An 18,748-nucleotide genomic window follows, 5' to 3' on the forward strand; every position below is an offset into this window, starting at 1 on the left:
GGTGTACGAATGAAAATAGAAGACATAAAACAGGTTCTATCCAAATTCACTCTTTTTCGGGATTTAACTGATCAAGAATTAACTGAAATTGCTAATATTTCTATTTCTAGAGAATGGAAGAAAGGAAACCATATATTTTTACAGGATGACCCACTAGAAAATGTTTACTTTATATACGATGGGAAAGTAAAAATATACAAAAGTGATGTGACAGGCAAGGAACAAATCGTAAACTTTTTAAAAAGTGGAGATATGTTTCCACATGTAGGTTTTTTCCGAAAAGGTGGATATCCTGCTTTTTCTGAAGCGACGGAAGATTCAACACTGGTTGTCGTTCCGATCGCAAAATTTGAAAACCTGCTGGTCGAACAACCTGAGTTATCGATTAAAGTGTTTAAAGTACTTGGTGAGAAAATTGTTGACCTTCAAGAACGCTTAGAAGCACAAGTATTAAATAATACGACTGAACAAATCATCAAGCTTCTCATACGTTTAGGAAGAGAGCATGGACAAGAAATGAAGGACGGAAAAATGAAGCTTAAGGGTGAATTTACGAATAAAGATTTAGCCAATATGATCGGAACAACGCGCGAAACGGTCAGCAGAACATTGACAAAAATGAAAAAAGAACATCAAATTGAGGTCGACCCTAAAGGTAATATGATCTTTGACCCTCATGAACTCCTGGATACACTTCTTTAATAAAAATAAAACAAGCGGTTCACTAGATGAGCCGCTTGTTTTTTTATATTTTTCTTTATATTAGTTTATAGAGAAATTAATGTTAAAAAAACCATTTACATTTCTTAATTTATGAACAGCGATCTTAAGTGAGGAATAAACTGTAAGGAAGCATTTTAATGAGGAGTGATCAACATGTCTTCAAATCTGCCAAATGATCCGAGAAAAAGAAAACTAGAGGAGCCTTTTGGTGATTTAATGCGGTCCATGAATGAATTTTTTCATGCAAAGCCTGTAAAAGGACTATTACAAAGCATCGATGAGTTCTTTCAATTACCTTTTACCAGTTTTCCTGTTGGAGTGAAAGAAAGCGAAGCAGAGCATATCATCACTGCTGAACTCCCAGGTGTAAAAAAAGAACAAATCGATTTACAGGTCGTTGATGATTCTATTACAATTTCTGTAAAGCACCATGAAATGCTCACAGAAGAGGATGAAAATCGGCAGCTTATCAGAAGTCAACAATCTATGAGAAAAATGAGCAGAACCGTTTACTTAGGGCAGCCAATTAATGATAAAAAAGTAAAAGCCTCGTACCGTGATGGTCTGCTGGAAGTAAGGATTCCGAAAAGAAGAGGAAAAAAAATTAATATCGAGACGAACGGATAACCCGTTAAGGTTTTCCGTTTTTTTATTTCAGAATAAGAAAACGGCCACTAAGGGCCGTTTGAGTTTCTCTATTAAACTTTAAAAATTCCTCCTATACCTTTGACTAAAGATGACACTTGGCTGACAGCATTTATCATTTGCCCTGCCGTATCAATCATTTTATTCGTATCAAAGGTGCCATCTTGAGCTTTAAAAGAGTTTAAAATAGACTGCATTCCAGAAGGTGGCCGGTGAACAAATGATTGCTTCGGATAAGGATGCATATAAGATGGTTGAGTTGAGTAGTATGGATTAACAGATTCACTCTTTTGAGGCTGCAGTGGATTTTGATATATATAATCGATTGATTTATTGTTGTATCCTTGACTGTTAAATGAATTAAATCCCCCACCCGACATGAATGGGTTCGTTAATCCATAATCAGGAAAAGGATTATGTGGTAAATTCCCTCCAAATCCCATTGAAGCTCCGTTCATATTAGCATTTAATGGAATCTGCGGAATAAAGTTGGCTTGGTAGTTTTGCCTCCCATACAGTTGGCCCCCACTGGCTGTCATGTTTGCATGTGGATATCGAAAAGAAAGTGTATTGCGAGACTGGCCATAAGCCTTTTGATTTTTTCGGCCAAACATATGCAGAATTCCTCCTTGTTAAGTTCGCACGTTTCAATGTTCTTTTAACATTAAGCAATTTATTCGATACTACAACATATGATTGATATGCCTATGGGGTGATTGGGGCAGGTAAACTTTCTTAACTTTGTCTAACGATGAAGGATGATGTCGGAAGTTTAAATTTTGAGAAAATTACAATATCCCATCATTTCATGATAGGATATTAATAACAAATGCGCTTGCTCTAAGAAAATTAAATTATATGATTTGAAAAGATGGAGGAGGATTAAAAATGCTTGTTCACGAATTAATGGAAAAATTTTCGTTGCAAAAAAATTACTCAACTGAAAATGTAAACGCTTTACTTGATTTCGCTAAGAAGGCTTACATCTTCAATGAAATTACAACGAGACAATACAAAAATATAGTTCGTGAGCTTGAATCACTGGGTGCAAAAATCCCTGATGACCTATCTCAGAACCTTTCCCTCATCGAATCTAACAATCAAAGTATTTAAGACTCCGTTAAGGGGTTTTTTTTTGCAGCAAATCAGCTAAAGTTGTTAATATAAATCTCACCGATTGTAAATAGTTTTTAAAACGAGTTAAGCTTGTGTCTGGATAAAAAGCCTGCACAGATAACATTTCAATCTGCTCATGAGCGGACTCAATTTGCTTAGGGAATAAATTCCTCGGCATAGTTTCTTCAACCCAGGCTGTTGCACTTTTCAGCCATCGATCGTTTATCTCTTTAACATCATCAGCAAAAGGCTTAACTTCCGAGTAAAATTCTCCCTTTTCACCGGTTCGTTTTACCTCTTGAAATTTATCCTCGATAGTATTCAAATAAGATATTATTTTTTCAGTTAATAACTGTAATTCTTTTGCTTGCGTCACCTAAGTACCCTCCTAAAAAAATAAAGTAGCTATGAACAGTCAAAGCTACTAGTCATCACTTTATTTTATTTTTATTAAAAACCAAGTTCAAGTTTCATGCCTGATTTATTCGTAAAGCTGGTATTTTGAGTTAAATCTAACGCCTGAAAACGTCCTTTATCATATTCCCCTTCTAACTTAAAGATTTTACTTTCGCAATTAATCAACTTAAGAGATTGTTCCTTCGTCTTGTTTTTTCGATAGTCAGATAAATTTCGATCAAGCGTCTTCTCTAAATCCTCTAACTGGTCATGTATCTCCGTCAACATCATCAATAATTCTTCCTTCTGAATGTGAGACCGTTTCATTCTCCATACCTCCTATTAAATGATCTACATATCTTAAGACTTGATAGAGAAAAATAAAAACTCACCCGTTAATACGTTATATTCTCTCTTCAAGAAGGACATCCTTCACCCATGACAAAACTAGAAGAGATTCGGCAAAGAAAGTAGATTTTTTCAACCAATACTCGAGAAATTCGACAGGAAATGAGAATGATCCCATAAGGAGTGAGCAAACTAAAATCGGAGGTGTAATGAAATGAAGAAAAACGAGAAAAAAAATGGTGTACAACCTAAAAAACTCGAGGAGTCTAAACCAGGCTACGGAGATAAAAAAATGGAGGGGCCAGACCGGCCATCAACTTAAAACCTAAAAAATTAGAGAGTTTTGGGAAGTTAAGCTTCCTGCTCTCTAATTTTTTATTTATAAGGGTATATTAATTCCTTTAATAAAATTAATCGGTGCAGCCTCTTCTGCTTCTTATTGTACCAATCCGTCAAGATAACAGGATGACGATGGACCACCTTGTCGGTAAACCAGTTTCCCTTTACCTTACGATCATGCAGCCAATCATTGCGATTATGCACATGATGTTTTATAACAGGATATACCTCTCTTAAAAGTGGAGTCTTATTACCAGTTTCTTTTGGAAAATATTGTTCATAATCAGTACGTGACCCAGTATGATAAGTGTTTTCTGCAAACTGTAAAAAAAGCGGATAAAGTTCATGATGAAATAAAATGGACGCTAACCTCTTCCCCAAATCAATTCGATGATTCACTGAACGAAATTGATTAACACTTGCTCCGTAAAGCTTGCCAGTTACCGTTGGAAACAAGACAGAGCTAAAATGAAGACAATCTTGAAATGAGAAAAGAAGGGAATGAAAAACGCGTTTCTTGTATAACGGGTGTTGTATCACCGGCTTTTGTATGACATTTTGCTCATTAATAATCAATGCAGCCATTAATCGCTCCTGATCTTTTTCTGTCCAAAAAATATTCCACTCATCTTTCATAAATGATGAAACATGAAAATATTTTAATAAGTGAAACATTGGACGCTCATTTTTCGTCGAATAGTGATAGAGCAATAACTGTGGAAAAGCATCATGAAATATATACCAATTTGCTCTTTCATAGGTCAAAAATAACCGGTTTGTTTGTTTTTTGTTCAAAACCTTAGGCAGCCACTTTCCTTTAAGGTCACACATATTCCAGCCAGCATTTCTAGACACCATATGTGCCAAAAAGGACCAGCGTATTTCAGGATGCCGCTTGTAAAAATCATAATAAGCGTTTGTTCTTGAAATATTATCTCTATTATATATGGAGGTTTTTTCCTTAATGGAATGAACCAGTTCTTGTTCTACAGCTGGCAGCTGTACTGTTTGGTCCCGCATTAGCATTACAATGACCAACACCCCATTCAACATACAGTCATACCTTTATAGTTCGTTAAATGGTGCTTTTTATTCAACCAAAGCTGATGGACATTTGATATGATAGTTAGTAGTTTGCGAGGTGACTAACCATGAGTTTTCATTACCCTAACGGAAAGAAGTATGTGCAGCCTGCACAGCAAATGGCAATAAAAAAAACAAGAATGAAAGACTTGACCTATAGTAATAGAGGGATGACTCTAGAAGACGATCTAAACGAAACAAATGATTTTTATTTACAAACAGCCCAAGCCGTCATTCATAAAAAACCTACACCTGTTCAGATTGTCAATGTTGACTATCCTAAAAGAAGTGCTGCAGTGATTAAAGAAGCTTATTTTAAACAAGCTTCAACAACCGATTATAATGGAGTTTACAAAGGAAAATATTTAGATTTTGAAGCAAAGGAAACAAAAAATCGACAATCATTTCCTCTTAAAAACTTCCATAAACATCAAATCAAACATATGAAACAAGTGCTGGATCAAGGTGGAATTGCTTTCGTTATTCTTAGGTTCTCTGCGACAGAGGAAGTATACCTTCTCGAGGCAGAGCATTTGCTTGTTTTTTGGAAAAGAATGGAGAATGGTGGAAGGAAATCTGTAACCAAATTAGAGATTGAGGAATTTGGTCATTACATCCCACTTGGATTTCGACCAAGAATTGACTATATTAAAATAATAGATGAACTATATGGATTAAACTGATATGCTAAGGTTGTTTGCTTAGAAAGGAAGGACATAACGTATGACTGAGAAATATCAAACTAGAGAGGAGCGCCGTAAGCAGCAGGCGAATGCCAAGCAGAAAGGGAAAAAGAAAAGCCGTGGAAAAATTACCATTAAGAGAATCTTTTTAACCTTAGTTGCGATCGGAATCGTTGGCTTACTTACTGGTGTAGGCACATTTGCATACATGGTAAAGGATGCTCCAGAGCTAGATGAAAAATTATTAAAAGACCCTATTTCTTCAGAGATTTATGACAAAGATGGAAAGTTAATTACGGAAATAGGTGCTGAAAAAAGAGATTATGTCGACTATGAAGATATTCCGAAATTGGTTGAGGAAGCGATCATCGCAACAGAGGATGTCCGTTTTTACCAGCATAATGGTATTGACCTCATTCGCTTAGGCGGTGCTGTGATCGCCAATATTACTGAAGGCTTCGGAGCAGAAGGTGCAAGTACAATTACGCAGCAGGTCGTTAAAAACTCATTTTTAACGCCTGAAAAAACACTTTCTCGTAAAGCACAAGAAGCATGGCTCTCTTTCCAGCTTGAACGCAAATATCCTAAACAAGATATTTTTGAAATGTATGTAAATAAAGTTTGGATGAACAGCGGAGGTCATGGTATAGCTACTGCAGCAAAAGTATTCTATGGAAAAGAGCTTGACGAGTTAACGTTAGCTGAAGCAGCTCAATTAGCTGGTATGCCGCAAAGCCCAGCAAATTATGATCCCTTTAACCATCCAGACAGAGCAGAAAAGCGGCGCAATATCGTTCTGTCATTAATGAATCAACACGGATTTATAACCAAGGAAGAAATGGAAGAAGCCAAGAAAGTGGATGTAGCTTCAACACTTGTACCTGAAGAAAACCGCAAGAAAAATGGCGATATTCCTTATGATTCCTTTATCGGACAAGTGGTAAAAGAAGTGGAGAAGAAATATCCTGACTTAGATCCTTTCTCTGATGGTCTAAAAATCTATACGACACTTGATCCTAATGCGCAGGCTTATGTAGAAGAGATCCTTAATGGAAATGGAGAAATTGAGTACCCTAACGATCAATTCCAAGCTGGAGTTACTCTTCTCGATACAAAGACAGGTGCCATCCGTGCACTTGGAGGCGGTCGTAATCAAACCGTGGAGTTTGGATTCAACTACGCTACGGACGCAAAAAGACAGCCAGGATCAACGATTAAGCCTATATTAGATTACGGTCCTGCGATTGAGCATTTAAAATGGGGCACTTATTACGCACTAGAGGATAAGCCTTACACATATTCATCCGGGGATCCGATCAGAAACTGGGATAACAAACATATGGGTGTTATGAGTATGAGAACAGCTTTAGCTTTATCTCGTAATATCCCTGCACTGCAGGCATTTCAAGCTGTCGGCGAAGAAAAGGCAAAACAATTTGCTATTGATTTAGGCATTCCCTTGAAAGAGATATATGAATCTTATTCAATTGGAGGCTTTGGCGGAGAAGATAAAGGTGTGTCTTCTCTAGAAATGGCAGGTGCCTATAGTGCTTTTGGAAACAATGGTTCTTATACTGAACCGCATTCTGTCACAGAAATTGAACTTCGCGATGGTACGAAGTTAAATATGAAGCCAGAAACAGAAGTTGTGATGCAGGATTATACAGCATTTATGATATCAGATATGTTAAAAGATGTTGTACAATGGGGCACTGGTACCAGGGTCAAAATAGCTGGATTACCTGTGGCAGGTAAGACAGGTACGACCAATTATTCTGAAGAAGACAAGAAGAAGTACAATATACCAAATGGTGCTACACCTGATGCATGGTTTGTTGGGTATACAACAAACTACACAGCTGCCGTCTGGACCGGCTATGATAATAAAAACGAGAACTATATGATGGGGAATGAAACGAGGATTTCCCAATATATTTTTAAACATATAATGGAACATGTTTCTAAGGATGTTAAAACGGAAGATTTCTCAGTTCCTAATAGTGTCGTTAAAGTTAATATTGAAAAAGGGACCATCCCTGCAAAACTTGCTAGTGAATTTACACCAAGAGATCAAATAGCAACTGAATACGCAATCAAAGGGAATGCTCCAACGGTGGTGTCTGAAAAATATGATAAGCCATCTGCACCATCTAGCTTACAAGCGGACTACGATAAGGAAAGAAATGAAATTGTCCTTACTTGGGATTATCCTAATAGCGGCGAAGAAGAGCTTCAATTTGAAGTATATGCTTCACGTAATGAAGGATCAGAACAGCTGCTAACATCCATCGCGGAAAAAGAACTGCGTCTCAAAGCTGAATTTGGAGGGTTCTACTCATTTAAGGTATTTACGGTAAGAGACGGCCAAAGAAGTGATCCAGCTTCGACAACGATTGAGATACCTGATCCATTTAACTTTGAAGATGAGGAAGACTTCGAAGATGGTGAAGATTGGAATAACGGCAGACAAGATGGCGTAAACGAAAACGAAGAAGATGAAAATCCAGGAGATGGGAATGAACCTGGGAATAATGGAAATGGAAACGGAAACGGTAATCGAGGCAATGGCAATAATGACCGTTCAGATGAAAACGAACAAGAAAATGGAAGTGGATTATTAGAAGGCATCCCTGATGTGACTAGCCCATAATTCACACAAAAAAAGCGTCTAAGGAATTCTTAGACGCTTTTTTTTATAGCTATAGATTTTTTATAAAGCTTCTCCATCTCGATCATTAATTCGATAAGCTGCATATAAGAAGGATAAAAAACCGGTCTCCTCAGAATAAAATCCAAGCGCTCCCGTACGTTTACAGGCTTTACGGCAAGATTATTCCATACTATTTCGGGTGATAGTTTTACAGGTGTGCCATTTGTCCAATGCATCATCTCAATAAAGAGCCCAATCCCCTTTTTCATCGGTTCCTTTGCGCCAGCAAGATCTCTGTTTTTAAAATTTATTTTAAGCTGATCTCGCAGTACCGGCCATTCTGTTAGAAGTGCAGAAATAGATGCTTCGTTTTCTTCCCATGGCTTTAAAGCTTGTATACCCACATAAAAGGCTGCATCATAAATAAATATTTTATTGACATTAAAGTGGTCCAATTCGTCTATCTCTTCACTGATGATTTTCTCAGGAAAAAAATAAGATTGCCCCAATTCCTTCGGTACTTCAAAGGTCTTAATGCTCATTAACATCCTTCCCCTTCATCCGCTTCTTTCCTTCACGGCACACGTCCAAGAGCGGACATGTAGGACATTGAGGGTTTTGAGCCTTACAATGATATCTGCCAAAGAATATCATGCGATGGTGTGTAACAGACCATTCTTCCCGGGGAACCTTCTTCATTAATGTCTTTTCTACTTCCAAAACAGAATCCTTCCACCGGCAAAATGCAAGCCGTTTACTCACCCTTTCAACATGGGTATCGACCGCAATTGCAGGTTCTCCAAAGGCAACTGAGACTACGACATTGGCTGTTTTTCGGCCAACACCAGGAAGTTTAGTTAATTCATCTCGATCCTTGGGAACTTGCCCATCATACTCCTCAATAAGCATTTTAGATAGTTTTTGAATGTTCTTGGCCTTATTTCGATATAAGCCAATGGAACGGATATCGTTTTGCAGTTCTTCAATCGGTACTTTCAAGTAATCTTCTGGAGTTTTATATTTCTGAAATAGCTCCCGCGTCACCTTATTAACTAAAGCATCTGTGCATTGTGCAGAAAGACTTACAGCAATAACAAGTTCAAACGGGTTGGAATGAACAAGTTCACAATGAGCATCTGGGAACATCTCTCCCATTTTATCCAAACAGTACCGAATCTGGGTTTTATTAAGCATTTACATTCACTCACGATCATTAAAAAAATCAATTATTGTTCTAACCAATTATAAAATGGCACAGCATTTGAACGGCTTTCTGTCTCCTTCGGTTGTGAAGGCTGCTGCTTTGTTTGATATGATCTAAATTTTCGTCCATGATTTTTTGCCTGTTCAATTGTTTTTACGCCATTCTTTTTCCATTCAAATAGAATGCGGTCAATGTATCGAAAGTTTAATTTTCCTGAAATAACCGCTTCTCTTAGCGCAGCCTTAATTAGTATTGGCTCATGTCGGTCATCATCCATCCAAAGTGCCAGGCTTTCACATTCAAATGGAGACAGCGGTCTGCCAAACTCTTGTTCAAACACAGTGTATAAATCCATTTCGTCCTTTTGTTGTTGTTTTTTCTCTACTTCATTTTTGCCTTTAAGAAAGACATCAATTAGTTTTTCCCATAGCGGCTGAATGCTATATTTTTCAAAGCGAATGCCCGTATCAGAGTATCCTTCCTGGATATCGATCATCCCTTTTTGGATGAGCTTTCGCAGTAATTCTGTACATTGTGTAACAGTAAAGGTCATTTTAGAGGAGATTTCATTTGGAGTAGGAAATTCGTTTCCTTTTTCTTGAAATGATAAGACATGTAATATTAATACGAGTTCTTCCTCATTTAAGTTTAGCTGCTTATAGTAATTCATTAAAGCCATTGGTATCGTTAAATTTCCTTCTTGCAGCCATTGTACTAAGTAATCTTTCATATTTTAGACACCTCTACTAGAGTATAACATGAAGTTTCTAGGACGAGTATGGAGAAATAATGGAACCGGCTAATTCCAGCCGGTTCCGATTGTCTTCTTATGGGTATAAACGGTTTAACAATCTTGGGAATGGGATCGTTTCGCGGACATGCTCAACACCGCTTATCCAAGCAACCGTTCTTTCTAATCCTAATCCAAATCCTGAGTGAGGTACAGATCCATATTTTCTTAAATCTAAATACCAGTTATAGGATTCAAGTGGAAGATTGTGTTCCTCAATTCTTTGCTTTAATAAATCAAAATCATGAATCCGTTCCGACCCGCCGATTATTTCCCCATATCCTTCTGGAGCAATTAAATCTGCACATAAAACAAGGTCTTCTCTTTCGCTATCTGGCTGCATATAAAACGGTTTAAGTGATGTAGGGTATTTTGTAATAAAGACGGGTTTGTCAAAACTTTCAGCAATCGCCGTCTCATGAGGTGCACCAAAGTCATCTCCCCATTTAATATCGTCAAAGCCCTTGTCGATTAAAAACTTTATAGCGTCATCATAACTGATACGTGGAAAAGGTGCTGAGATTTTCTCAAGCTTAGAGGTATCTCTGCCCAATGTCTTTAATTCTATTGAACAGTTTTTAAGGACAGATTGAACGATATACGATACATAATTTTCCTGAACCTCTAAATTTTCTTCAAACTCAACAAAAGCCATTTCTGGTTCAATCATCCAGAACTCAATTAAATGGCGGCGGGTCTTTGACTTTTCCGCACGAAATGTAGGTCCAAAGGAAAAGACTTTCCCTAACGCCATTGCGGCTGCTTCCATATATAATTGTCCGCTTTGAGATAAAAACGCATCTTCATCAAAATATTTCGTGGCAAATAATTCCGTCGTTCCTTCTGGTGCACTTCCCGTCAGGATTGGCGGATCTACCTTTGAAAAGCCCTGTTCATTGAAAAATTCATATGTAGCACGGATGATTTCGTTACGAATTTTCATCACTGCGTGCTGTCTTCGAGAACGCAGCCATAAATGCCGGTGGTCCATTAAAAACTCTGTACCATGTTCTTTCGGTGTGATTGGATAATCCGTTGCTTGATGGATTAACTCTAAGCCTCTTACTAAAAGCTCATAACCTAGCGGAGACCGTTCATCTTTTTGAACAATCCCAGTTACGTAAACAGAAGACTCTTGTGTGATAGACTTAGCTGTCTGAAAAAGTTCTTCAGAAACCTCAGCTTTAACAACAATGCCTTGAATAAATCCCGTACCATCACGAAGCTGTAAAAACGCTATTTTCCCACTTGAACGTTTGTTAGCTATCCAAGCGCCAATTTTAACTTCTTGATCAACATATTTGTGTACTTGTGAAATTGTGGTTTTCTGCAATTCAAAATCCCTCCAAAATCTTAACTCAATCTTTCTATGTACATTCTCGCCTAATCATTTATAAAATAACAAATTTTTTAAAAAATGCCTCTATAATAAAGGAACTCGCAATAAAATTGCGAGTCAGGGTAAATGTTCCACCTTATTATACATACTTTAGCGGCGGACAAGCAAACATTAATATCTTTTAAATCAGCACAGTATCAAATACTTATTTTTTCTTATTTTCAACAAATTTATTAATTCTAGAAACAGCTTCTTCCAACACATCAAGCGATGTGGCATAAGATAAACGGATATTTTCAGGTGTACCAAAACCTGATCCTGGAACAACTGCTACCATCGCCTCTTCTAAAAGTGCAGCAACAAATGCGTCAACATTTTCATAGCCCGTTATTTCAGCTGCTTCCCTTACATTAGGATATAGGTAGAATGCCCCTTGCGGCTTAATACATGAAACACCTGGAATCGCGACCAACTTATCATAAATGATATTTAATCTTTCCTCAAACGCTTTTCTCATCTCTTCCACTGGTTCCTGTGAACCTTCGTAAGCAGCAATTGCACCATATTGTGCAGTTGTCGTCGGATTTGAAGTGCTGTGGCTTGCTAAGTTTGTCATCGCTTTAATAATTGTCTCGTTACCCGCTGCATAGCCAATTCTCCATCCAGTCATAGAGTGAGATTTTGACACTCCATTAATTATGATCGTTTGTTCTTTCAATTGGGGTGACAGCTGTGCAATCGATACATGTTTGTTTTCCCCATACGTAAGCTTTTCGTAAATTTCATCTGAAATAATTAACACATCTTTCTCTAAGCATACCTCACCAAGCGCTTTTAATTCTTCCTCCGTATAAAGCATTCCTGTAGGGTTGCTTGGTGAATTGATGATAACTGCTTTTGTCCGATCTGTAATCGCTTCGGAAAGCTGCTCAGGAGTGATTTTAAAACTATTCGCTTCTGAACCTTCAACGAAAACAGGCACACCCATTGCTAATTTAACTTGCTCTGGATAGCTTACCCAGTAAGGAGTCGGAATGATAACTTCATCACCTTCGTCTAAGATCACTTGGAACAATGTATATAGTCCATGTTTAGCTCCATTCGTTACAATTACTTCTTTAGATGAATATTCAATTCCTTGATCAGCTTTAAACTTATTGATAATAGCATTTACTAATTTTGGCAATCCAGCTGCAGGTGTATACTTCGTATGACCTTCATTCATTGATGAGCACGCTGCATCAATAATATGCTGTGGAGTATTAAAATCAGGTTCCCCTGCTCCTAATCCAATTACATCATGACCTTGACTTTTTAATTCTTTGGCCTTTGCTGTGATTGCCAGCGTTGTTGAAGGTGTTAGTGATTTCACTCTTTTCGCCAATTGAATTTCCATTTTGTTCCCTCCGGTAGTGATTATAAATTTTGTATATCTTTCAACCATTCTCCTGATTCAAAGTCAACATAGTAATAGTTAATTAATTCCTCATTCGAACGGTAAAAAATTTCCCAAAGCGGAATGTTGTTTTCCATTCCTAATTTAACGGTCATTATCTTTTGAGGATCTTTTTCTTTATGAAGCTTTTGAATCGCTTCCTCTTTTGTAATGCCATCACTTTCTTTTCTTACTATCACTTTTTTGTCATCCTTTTCAGGAATCCAGACAATGATATTCTCCTTTTTGGAATTGATACCAGTAACAACGTAGTATGTTTCAGAACCATTATATAAAGAGAAATCCGTTACTTCTACTAGAGAAGTCTCCTTTTTTGCAGCCTTTATCGCTGCTGATTCCGCATTTTTCAGTGGTTCGAGGGCATTTATATAAACGGTGATACCAAAAGCAATCATTATGACAAAAATGATAATCATAATCCATATCCATTTTTTCACTAGAAAAACTCCATTATGTACGATATATGGTAAATACCACTTTATTCTCATCTTCTTGATCTAGTGCTAGACCAAACATTAAATCTCGGTCCTTAAGCGTTCGATTAAGTGAGTCAACAATTTTGTATAAATCCGGACTTTTTAAAATTTTTACAGTTGACAGGACTTCAATCTTGCTTTCCATTCAATTTCCTCCCAATATCCAACAATATTTGTTAATCATACACATGATGATATTCGGCAACAATAATGATAAGTAACCGAATCTCTAACACAGTATATTGATGATAAACCCTGTTAAATCTTTTGTACCTATCATCAGAATACAAGCTAAGCTAAAGACATTATATCAACAAATGAATCATCTTTTACATTCAAAATACCTTTTTAATAAAAACTTTCTAGTCCACACACTTTTGCCGCACAAATGTGCGGCCTTTTCTTTTCATTTTCATCTAAATCTTAGAGCCAGTCTTCAATAAACTTAACAATTTCTGTAATATTTGTTTTTTTCACAGGGACTTCAGGAATAGACTTTAAAAATGATTTTCCATAAGAAGTGGATTCTAACCGTTTGTCAAAGACAACGACCAGACCCCGATCCTGGCTTGTACGAATTAAACGTCCAAATCCCTGTTTAAAGCGGATAATCGCTTCTGGTAATGAATACTCCGAAAAGGGGTTGCCGCCCCGCTGTTTAATCAGTTCACATTTTGCATCTGTTAAAGGGTCATTTGGCGGTGAAAAAGGTAACCTAACGATAATCAGGCAAGATAAATCTTCGCCAGGGATGTCAATCCCTTCCCAAAAACTGTTTGTACCCAATAAAATCGACTTTTCAAAACGTTGGAAGTTGCGTGTTAACCTTGTTCTGCTTCCACTCGTTACCCCTTGACCGATTATAACATAATCCTCTAATAATCCGCTTTCCTTCATTAGGTCATATGTTTTTCTTAACATTTCATAAGCTGTAAATAGGATTAACATTCTTCCCTTTGTTGCTTCAGCAATTGAAATGATATGTTCGGTGATACAAGCTACATATTCATCCAAAGGAACGGAATTCACTTCCGGCAAATCATTAGGAATAATCAATTGTACCTGTTCTTCATATTGGAAGGGTGATTGTATTTGTTTTGATATGATCGGACTATTCTTTAACCCTAACGAGTCAATCATATACTTAAATGAGTTTTTTACAGATAGTGTAGCAGAAGTTAGAATAACACTATCCATTTTTGCAAAAAATTGCTCTTCCATTGTTTTTGCTGTCGTTACAGGCTGAGAGAATACTCTTGTAGCATTCTGCAAGGAACGCAAGTCAACTTCAATCCACGCTGCAAAGTCATTTGGAGGAGTTAAAATGATGTTTTTAAACTTATCCTTAAGCTCTTCCATTTCCTTTTGCAATGCAGAAAGCTCTCCTAATAATCTTTTTTCTTTTGCAGTGAGCGTTATTTCCGGTAGTTTTAATAATTCAAGGCCATCTCGCAGGTATTGCATTACATCCTTTAATAAAAAGTAAAACCTCTCACCACTATTTGCTGCAGCCTGCCATTCTTTTGAATCTTCGTCATATAATAACCGGCATGTTATACGATTTATGGAGTCTTTTTTAACCTTCTTACGCGCATAAAGACCGACGATTTTGAAGAAATCATCCATTTCATTTGTTAAATCTTGAAACAGTTGATTGATTTCAAAAGAATGCAGGTTATCTGCTTCAAGTTCAGGATTTTTTTTCTTTAAAAGCTTATCCAGCTTATAAAACAACTGCTTTTGTTCATATTGACCAAACTGGCTCAATAAGATCCGAATATCTTTATAGTCTAGAAAGTCGCCAAAATGCTTGCTGGCAGCTTTTTCAAAATGATGTGCTTCATCAATGACACAATACTTATAAGTCGGGAGTATCGTATTTTTCGCAGCTATATCCGATAATAAAAGGGAGTGATTAGTAATAATGATATCGGCATTTTCTGCCTCTTTTCTAGCCCTTAAATAAAAGTCATAGGAGTTCCAAGTTTTCTGCTGAAAAAAAGTCAAATCATCGTTCCTAATCTTATTCCAAAAAAGAGCTCCTCCACTTGAGAGGTTAAGTTCATCTCGGTCCCCTGTTTCTGTTTCGGTGAGCCATACAAGAATTTGCATTTTGGTTAAACAGATATCGTAGTTGTCATCATCTTCTTTTAGGGATGCCTCAAACTTAGCGAGGCTAATATAGTGGCTTCTCCCCTTGAGCAACACAGTATTTATCTTGAATGGCAGCATTTTCTGCAGCAAAGGGATATCCTTAGCTAACAATTGACTTTGCAGCTGTATCGTAAATGTACTGACAACAACTCTTTCATGTTCCTGCTTAGCGTATAAGGCTGCTGGAAATAAGTAGGCAATAGACTTGCCAACTCCTGTCCCGGCTTCAATAAGGGCATGATTTTTCTCAATAAATGATTGAAAAACGGTGTCCATCATTTCAAACTGTCCCATCCGTTTTTCATAAGAAGGAAATGCTTTTAAGAAATATTCCTCTTTTTCATCGTCGTTAAAAGGATATGGAATCAACTCATTGTATTTTTGATGTGGTTTCTCAATTTTTTTAATCGCTATCCCTCTGTGAATAGCAAGTGATTGAGGATTCTTCTCCACTTTACTTTCGTTTTCTAAGACAATTTCATCAAGTAAAAGGGCAATATCACTTTTTAAGCCCCCTGAGAATCTTAACAGCTGCCTTAGTGTCGTTCTGGGTAATTCCAGAAGGCGCTTCAACAATCGTATTAATAATTCCGCAGTCACGTAGGCATCACTGTCTGCTTGGTGGGGACGTTCATGATTCAAACCTTCCCTTAAGGCTAATTCATTAAGCTTATAACTATCCGCGGTAGGTATTAAGATTCTAGACAATTCAACTGTGTCTAAAACTGGCCCAAAGAATCCTTCATATCCATTTTCTATTAACTCGTCCTGTAAAAAGGACAAATCAAAAAGCACATTATGTGCAACAAAATAAGCTCCATCTAACATCGATAACACCTTTGGCGCAATCTCTGAAAATAATGGTGCACCTTCAACTAACTCATCAGTTAAACCTGTTAACTCTTCAATAAACACTGGTATTTGTTGTTCAGGATTCACTAGCGAAGAGAACTCGTCAACAATTTTCCCGTCCTCCACTACTACTGCAGCGAATTGGATGATTCTATCCCCTTTTTTAGGGGAATTACCAGTTGTTTCTAAATCTACAACAACAAACCTGTTACTCAATCTATTACACCTCGGGTGTTTAGCTCAATCAAAATGGTATACCTAAACGGAAAAAGCTAAAGCAATATTTAAAATCGTACTACCTTTAATATTATACAATATTGGACTTTATATAAGAAAACGAAATGACAAGAAAAAAGAACTGCCGAGAATACCGGCAGTTCTTCCTTTATAAAATTGTTTTTTCTGGCTCAGCATGTAAAAGTTCAACAATTTGATTATGTTCATCCATGATCGCCACTTTTGGCTGATGGAAGGCTAGTTTTTCTTCTGATACTAATGCATAAGAAATGATAATCACCACGTCGCCTTCTTGAACCAATCTTGCAGCAGCACCGTTTAAGCAGACAACGCCGCTTCCTCTTCTCCCAGGAATAATGTATGTTTCAAACCGGGCACCATTATTATTATTTACGATTTGTACCTTTTCATTTGCCACCATTCCAACTGCATCTAATATATCAGTGTCAATCGTAATGCTGCCTACATAATTTAAATTTGCTTCCGTGACACGGGCACGGTGTATCTTCCCATTCATCATTGTTCGAAACATAAAGCTCTCCCCAATCACCTATAGTTTAGTTTACTAAATTGAAATAATGATGTTATCTATTAATCTAGCTTTTTTGAAATTAACCGCTAATGCAATTATAATTTTCCCTTCAATAACTGGAAGCGGTTCAAGTTCCGGAAAAGAGAATATCTCAATGTAATCAATACTTCCACTGGATTTTTCCTCTATCAACTTTTTCATATCTGAAAGGATCAAATCAGTATTTCTTTCCCCTTCTTCAACTAACCTTTTAGCATATAGCAAACTTTCATATAAGACCGGTGCTTCTAGTCGTTCTTCAGGTGAAAGATTAACATTCCTAGAACTTTTTGCAAGACCGTCTTCCTCTCGAACGGTATCAACTGGGATTAACTCGATTGGAAAGTTAAAATCTGTTATTAATCCTTCAACAACCGCAACTTGTTGGGCATCCTTTAATCCAAAGTAAACCCTGTCTGGTGATATAATATGAAAGAGCTTAGTGAGAACAGTAGCCACTCCATCAAAATGCCCCGGCCTAGACTCACCGCATAACACATTGGTTCTTTGCTGCACCAATGCCTTAACGGACATTTCTTTTGGATACATCTCTTCTACTGATGGATAAAAAATATAATCGACACCTTTTGACAAGGCTATTTCACTATCACGTTCAAAATCTCTTGGATAAGCATCAAAATCTTCATTTGGTCCAAATTGAAGCGGATTTACGAAAATACTTAAAACAAGAACATCATTATTCTCTCTAGCATTTTCCATTAAGCGGATATGGCCGTCATGAAGAAAACCCATAGTAGGTACAAACCCTACAGACTTTTGCTGAAGCTTAATCTCTCTAATGGTCTTTTGCATTTCACGGATCGTTGTAATGACTTTCATGCTTTCCCTCCATACAGCACCATAAGCTCTTCTTCTTTCATAGTAAAACTATAAATATCGTCTGGGAATAAACCTTTCTTCACTTCGGACACATATTGTTCTAAACCAAGTGTTGCTTCTCTATTTACATTAGCAAAAGGCTTAACAAATTTAGGTAAACGGTCTACACCATATGTTAGAATATCATGATATACAAGTACTTGCCCATCTGTCCCCACTCCTGCTCCTATACCAATAGTAGGAATGTTCAGATAATTAGAAATCTCTTGGGACAATTGCTTTGGAACGCACTCTAGAACAATGGCAAACGCACCAGCTTCTTCACATCTTTTTGCATCTTCTATCAATTTTTTAGCAGCTTCTGCACTCTTTCCTTGGACTTTGTAACCTCCTAATACTCCAACTGACTGAGGAGTCAGACCAAGATGGGCGGCCACTGGTATTCCAGCATTAGTCAATGCCCTGATATGTTCGATCACTTCTCCAGCGCCTTCTAGCTTTACGGCGTTTGCACCTGTCTCCTGCATAATCTTAGCACCATTTATTAACGTGTCGCGGATCGAAAGGTGATAGCTCATGAAAGGCATATCAACAACGACAAATGTTTCTTTTGCTCCTCTTCTGACAGCCTTTGCGTGATGGATCATATCTTCCATTGTAACAGGAATAGTAGAATCATAACCTAGGACGACCATTCCAAGCGAATCCCCGACAAGAATCATATCAGCTCCAGCTTGTTCCACTAGTTTCGCGGAAGGATAATCATAGGCCGTGATCATAGCAATTTTTTCATTTTTTTCTTTCATCGTTAAAAAATGTGTCGTTTGCTTCATCATTTTTCCTCCT

20 protein-coding genes are annotated in these 18,748 nt (G+C 37.3%); 5 read left to right on the forward strand and 15 right to left on the reverse strand.

All coding sequences use genetic code 11. The annotated features are described in order from the left end of the window. Window positions 1-9 precede the first annotated feature (9 nt). Both CZ487_RS18440 and CZ487_RS18445 read left to right on the forward strand, forming a co-directional pair. A complete protein-coding gene (locus CZ487_RS18440) occupies window positions 10-702 on the forward strand; it encodes a Crp/Fnr family transcriptional regulator (RefSeq protein WP_077213760.1) in 693 nt (230 codons plus the stop codon). 174 nt (window positions 703-876) lie between these two features. Next, window positions 877-1,350 (forward strand): Hsp20/alpha crystallin family protein, encoded by a 474-nt coding sequence (locus CZ487_RS18445; protein ID WP_077213761.1) that lies wholly within the window; start codon window positions 877-879, stop codon window positions 1,348-1,350. A 71-nt stretch (window positions 1,351-1,421) separates the two neighbouring features. Here CZ487_RS18445 and CZ487_RS18450 read toward each other — a convergent pair whose 3' ends face one another. Then, window positions 1,422-1,982, reverse strand: coding sequence for a YppG family protein (locus CZ487_RS18450; RefSeq protein ID WP_077213762.1), 561 nt, complete (start codon window positions 1,980-1,982; stop codon window positions 1,422-1,424). A 274-nt stretch (window positions 1,983-2,256) separates the two neighbouring features. Here CZ487_RS18450 and yppF point away from each other — a divergent pair, with 274 nt between their 5' ends. Then, window positions 2,257-2,481 (forward strand): YppF family protein, encoded by a 225-nt coding sequence (yppF, locus tag CZ487_RS18455; protein ID WP_077213763.1) that lies wholly within the window; start codon window positions 2,257-2,259, stop codon window positions 2,479-2,481. A 7-nt stretch (window positions 2,482-2,488) separates the two neighbouring features. Here the strand turns inward: yppF and CZ487_RS18460 are convergent, their stop codons facing one another. The 3 genes from CZ487_RS18460 to CZ487_RS18470 form a co-directional block, all read right to left on the reverse strand. Continuing rightward, window positions 2,489-2,860 (reverse strand): YppE family protein, encoded by a 372-nt coding sequence (locus CZ487_RS18460; protein WP_077213764.1) that lies wholly within the window; start codon window positions 2,858-2,860, stop codon window positions 2,489-2,491. A gap of 74 nt (window positions 2,861-2,934) precedes the next feature. Continuing rightward, window positions 2,935-3,207 (reverse strand): hypothetical protein, encoded by a 273-nt coding sequence (locus tag CZ487_RS18465; protein WP_077213765.1) that lies wholly within the window; start codon window positions 3,205-3,207, stop codon window positions 2,935-2,937. Between the two features lie 396 nt (window positions 3,208-3,603). Continuing rightward, window positions 3,604-4,620, reverse strand: coding sequence for a DUF2515 domain-containing protein (locus CZ487_RS18470; protein ID WP_337189755.1), 1,017 nt, complete (start codon window positions 4,618-4,620; stop codon window positions 3,604-3,606). 98 nt (window positions 4,621-4,718) lie between these two features. Here CZ487_RS18470 and recU point away from each other — a divergent pair, with 98 nt between their 5' ends. After that, window positions 4,719-5,333 carry a Holliday junction resolvase RecU gene (recU, locus tag CZ487_RS18475; RefSeq protein WP_077213766.1) on the forward strand — a complete coding sequence of 205 codons (615 nt, stop codon included), beginning with the start codon at window positions 4,719-4,721 and terminating at the stop codon, window positions 5,331-5,333. Window positions 5,334-5,373: 40 nt separating this feature from the next. After that, on the forward strand, window positions 5,374-7,983 hold the full coding sequence (locus CZ487_RS18480) for a transglycosylase domain-containing protein (protein WP_084783331.1): 2,610 nt from the start codon (window positions 5,374-5,376) through the stop codon (window positions 7,981-7,983). A gap of 29 nt (window positions 7,984-8,012) precedes the next feature. Here the strand turns inward: CZ487_RS18480 and CZ487_RS18485 are convergent, their stop codons facing one another. The 11 genes from CZ487_RS18485 to panB all read right to left on the reverse strand — a co-directional run bounded on the left by CZ487_RS18485 (window position 8,013) and on the right by panB (window position 18,735). After that, window positions 8,013-8,525 carry a YpoC family protein gene (locus tag CZ487_RS18485; protein ID WP_084783332.1) on the reverse strand — a complete coding sequence of 171 codons (513 nt, stop codon included), beginning with the start codon at window positions 8,523-8,525 and terminating at the stop codon, window positions 8,013-8,015. Further along, window positions 8,515-9,177, reverse strand: coding sequence for an endonuclease III (nth, locus tag CZ487_RS18490; RefSeq protein ID WP_077213768.1), 663 nt, complete (start codon window positions 9,175-9,177; stop codon window positions 8,515-8,517). The genes CZ487_RS18485 and nth overlap by 11 nt, the downstream gene beginning before the upstream one ends. 32 nt (window positions 9,178-9,209) lie before the next feature. Further along, window positions 9,210-9,917, reverse strand: coding sequence for a DnaD domain-containing protein (locus CZ487_RS18495; protein ID WP_077213769.1), 708 nt, complete (start codon window positions 9,915-9,917; stop codon window positions 9,210-9,212). A gap of 97 nt (window positions 9,918-10,014) precedes the next feature. Next, window positions 10,015-11,310: an asparagine--tRNA ligase gene (asnS, locus tag CZ487_RS18500; RefSeq protein WP_077213770.1), complete on the reverse strand. Its 1,296-nt coding sequence runs from the start codon at window positions 11,308-11,310 to the stop codon at window positions 10,015-10,017. 211 nt (window positions 11,311-11,521) lie between these two features. Further along, the gene (locus CZ487_RS18505) at window positions 11,522-12,712 is read right to left on the reverse strand and encodes a pyridoxal phosphate-dependent aminotransferase (protein WP_077215385.1); all 1,191 of its coding nucleotides are present in this window, start codon (window positions 12,710-12,712) and stop codon (window positions 11,522-11,524) included. Window positions 12,713-12,732: 20 nt separating this feature from the next. Beyond that, window positions 12,733-13,209 carry a cell wall elongation regulator TseB-like domain-containing protein gene (locus CZ487_RS18510; protein ID WP_077213771.1) on the reverse strand — a complete coding sequence of 159 codons (477 nt, stop codon included), beginning with the start codon at window positions 13,207-13,209 and terminating at the stop codon, window positions 12,733-12,735. 13 nt (window positions 13,210-13,222) lie between these two features. Further along, complete coding sequence (locus tag CZ487_RS18515; RefSeq protein ID WP_077213772.1) at window positions 13,223-13,393, reverse strand: YpmA family protein; 171 nt, start codon at window positions 13,391-13,393, stop codon at window positions 13,223-13,225. A gap of 278 nt (window positions 13,394-13,671) precedes the next feature. Continuing rightward, the gene (dinG, locus tag CZ487_RS18520) at window positions 13,672-16,470 is read right to left on the reverse strand and encodes an ATP-dependent DNA helicase DinG (RefSeq protein WP_077213773.1); all 2,799 of its coding nucleotides are present in this window, start codon (window positions 16,468-16,470) and stop codon (window positions 13,672-13,674) included. A gap of 169 nt (window positions 16,471-16,639) precedes the next feature. After that, entirely contained in the window at window positions 16,640-17,023 is a 384-nt protein-coding gene (gene panD / locus CZ487_RS18525) for an aspartate 1-decarboxylase (RefSeq protein WP_077213774.1), read from the reverse strand. Between the two features lie 33 nt (window positions 17,024-17,056). Continuing rightward, window positions 17,057-17,902, reverse strand: coding sequence for a pantoate--beta-alanine ligase (panC, locus tag CZ487_RS18530; RefSeq protein WP_077213775.1), 846 nt, complete (start codon window positions 17,900-17,902; stop codon window positions 17,057-17,059). Next, on the reverse strand, window positions 17,899-18,735 hold the full coding sequence (gene panB, locus CZ487_RS18535) for a 3-methyl-2-oxobutanoate hydroxymethyltransferase (protein WP_077213776.1): 837 nt from the start codon (window positions 18,733-18,735) through the stop codon (window positions 17,899-17,901). The genes panC and panB overlap by 4 nt, the downstream gene beginning before the upstream one ends. Window positions 18,736-18,748 lie beyond the last annotated feature (13 nt).

It is taken from the genome of Robertmurraya dakarensis (genome assembly GCF_900156875.1).
GTDB classification, from domain to species: Bacteria; Bacillota; Bacilli; order Bacillales; family Cytobacillaceae; genus Robertmurraya; species Robertmurraya dakarensis.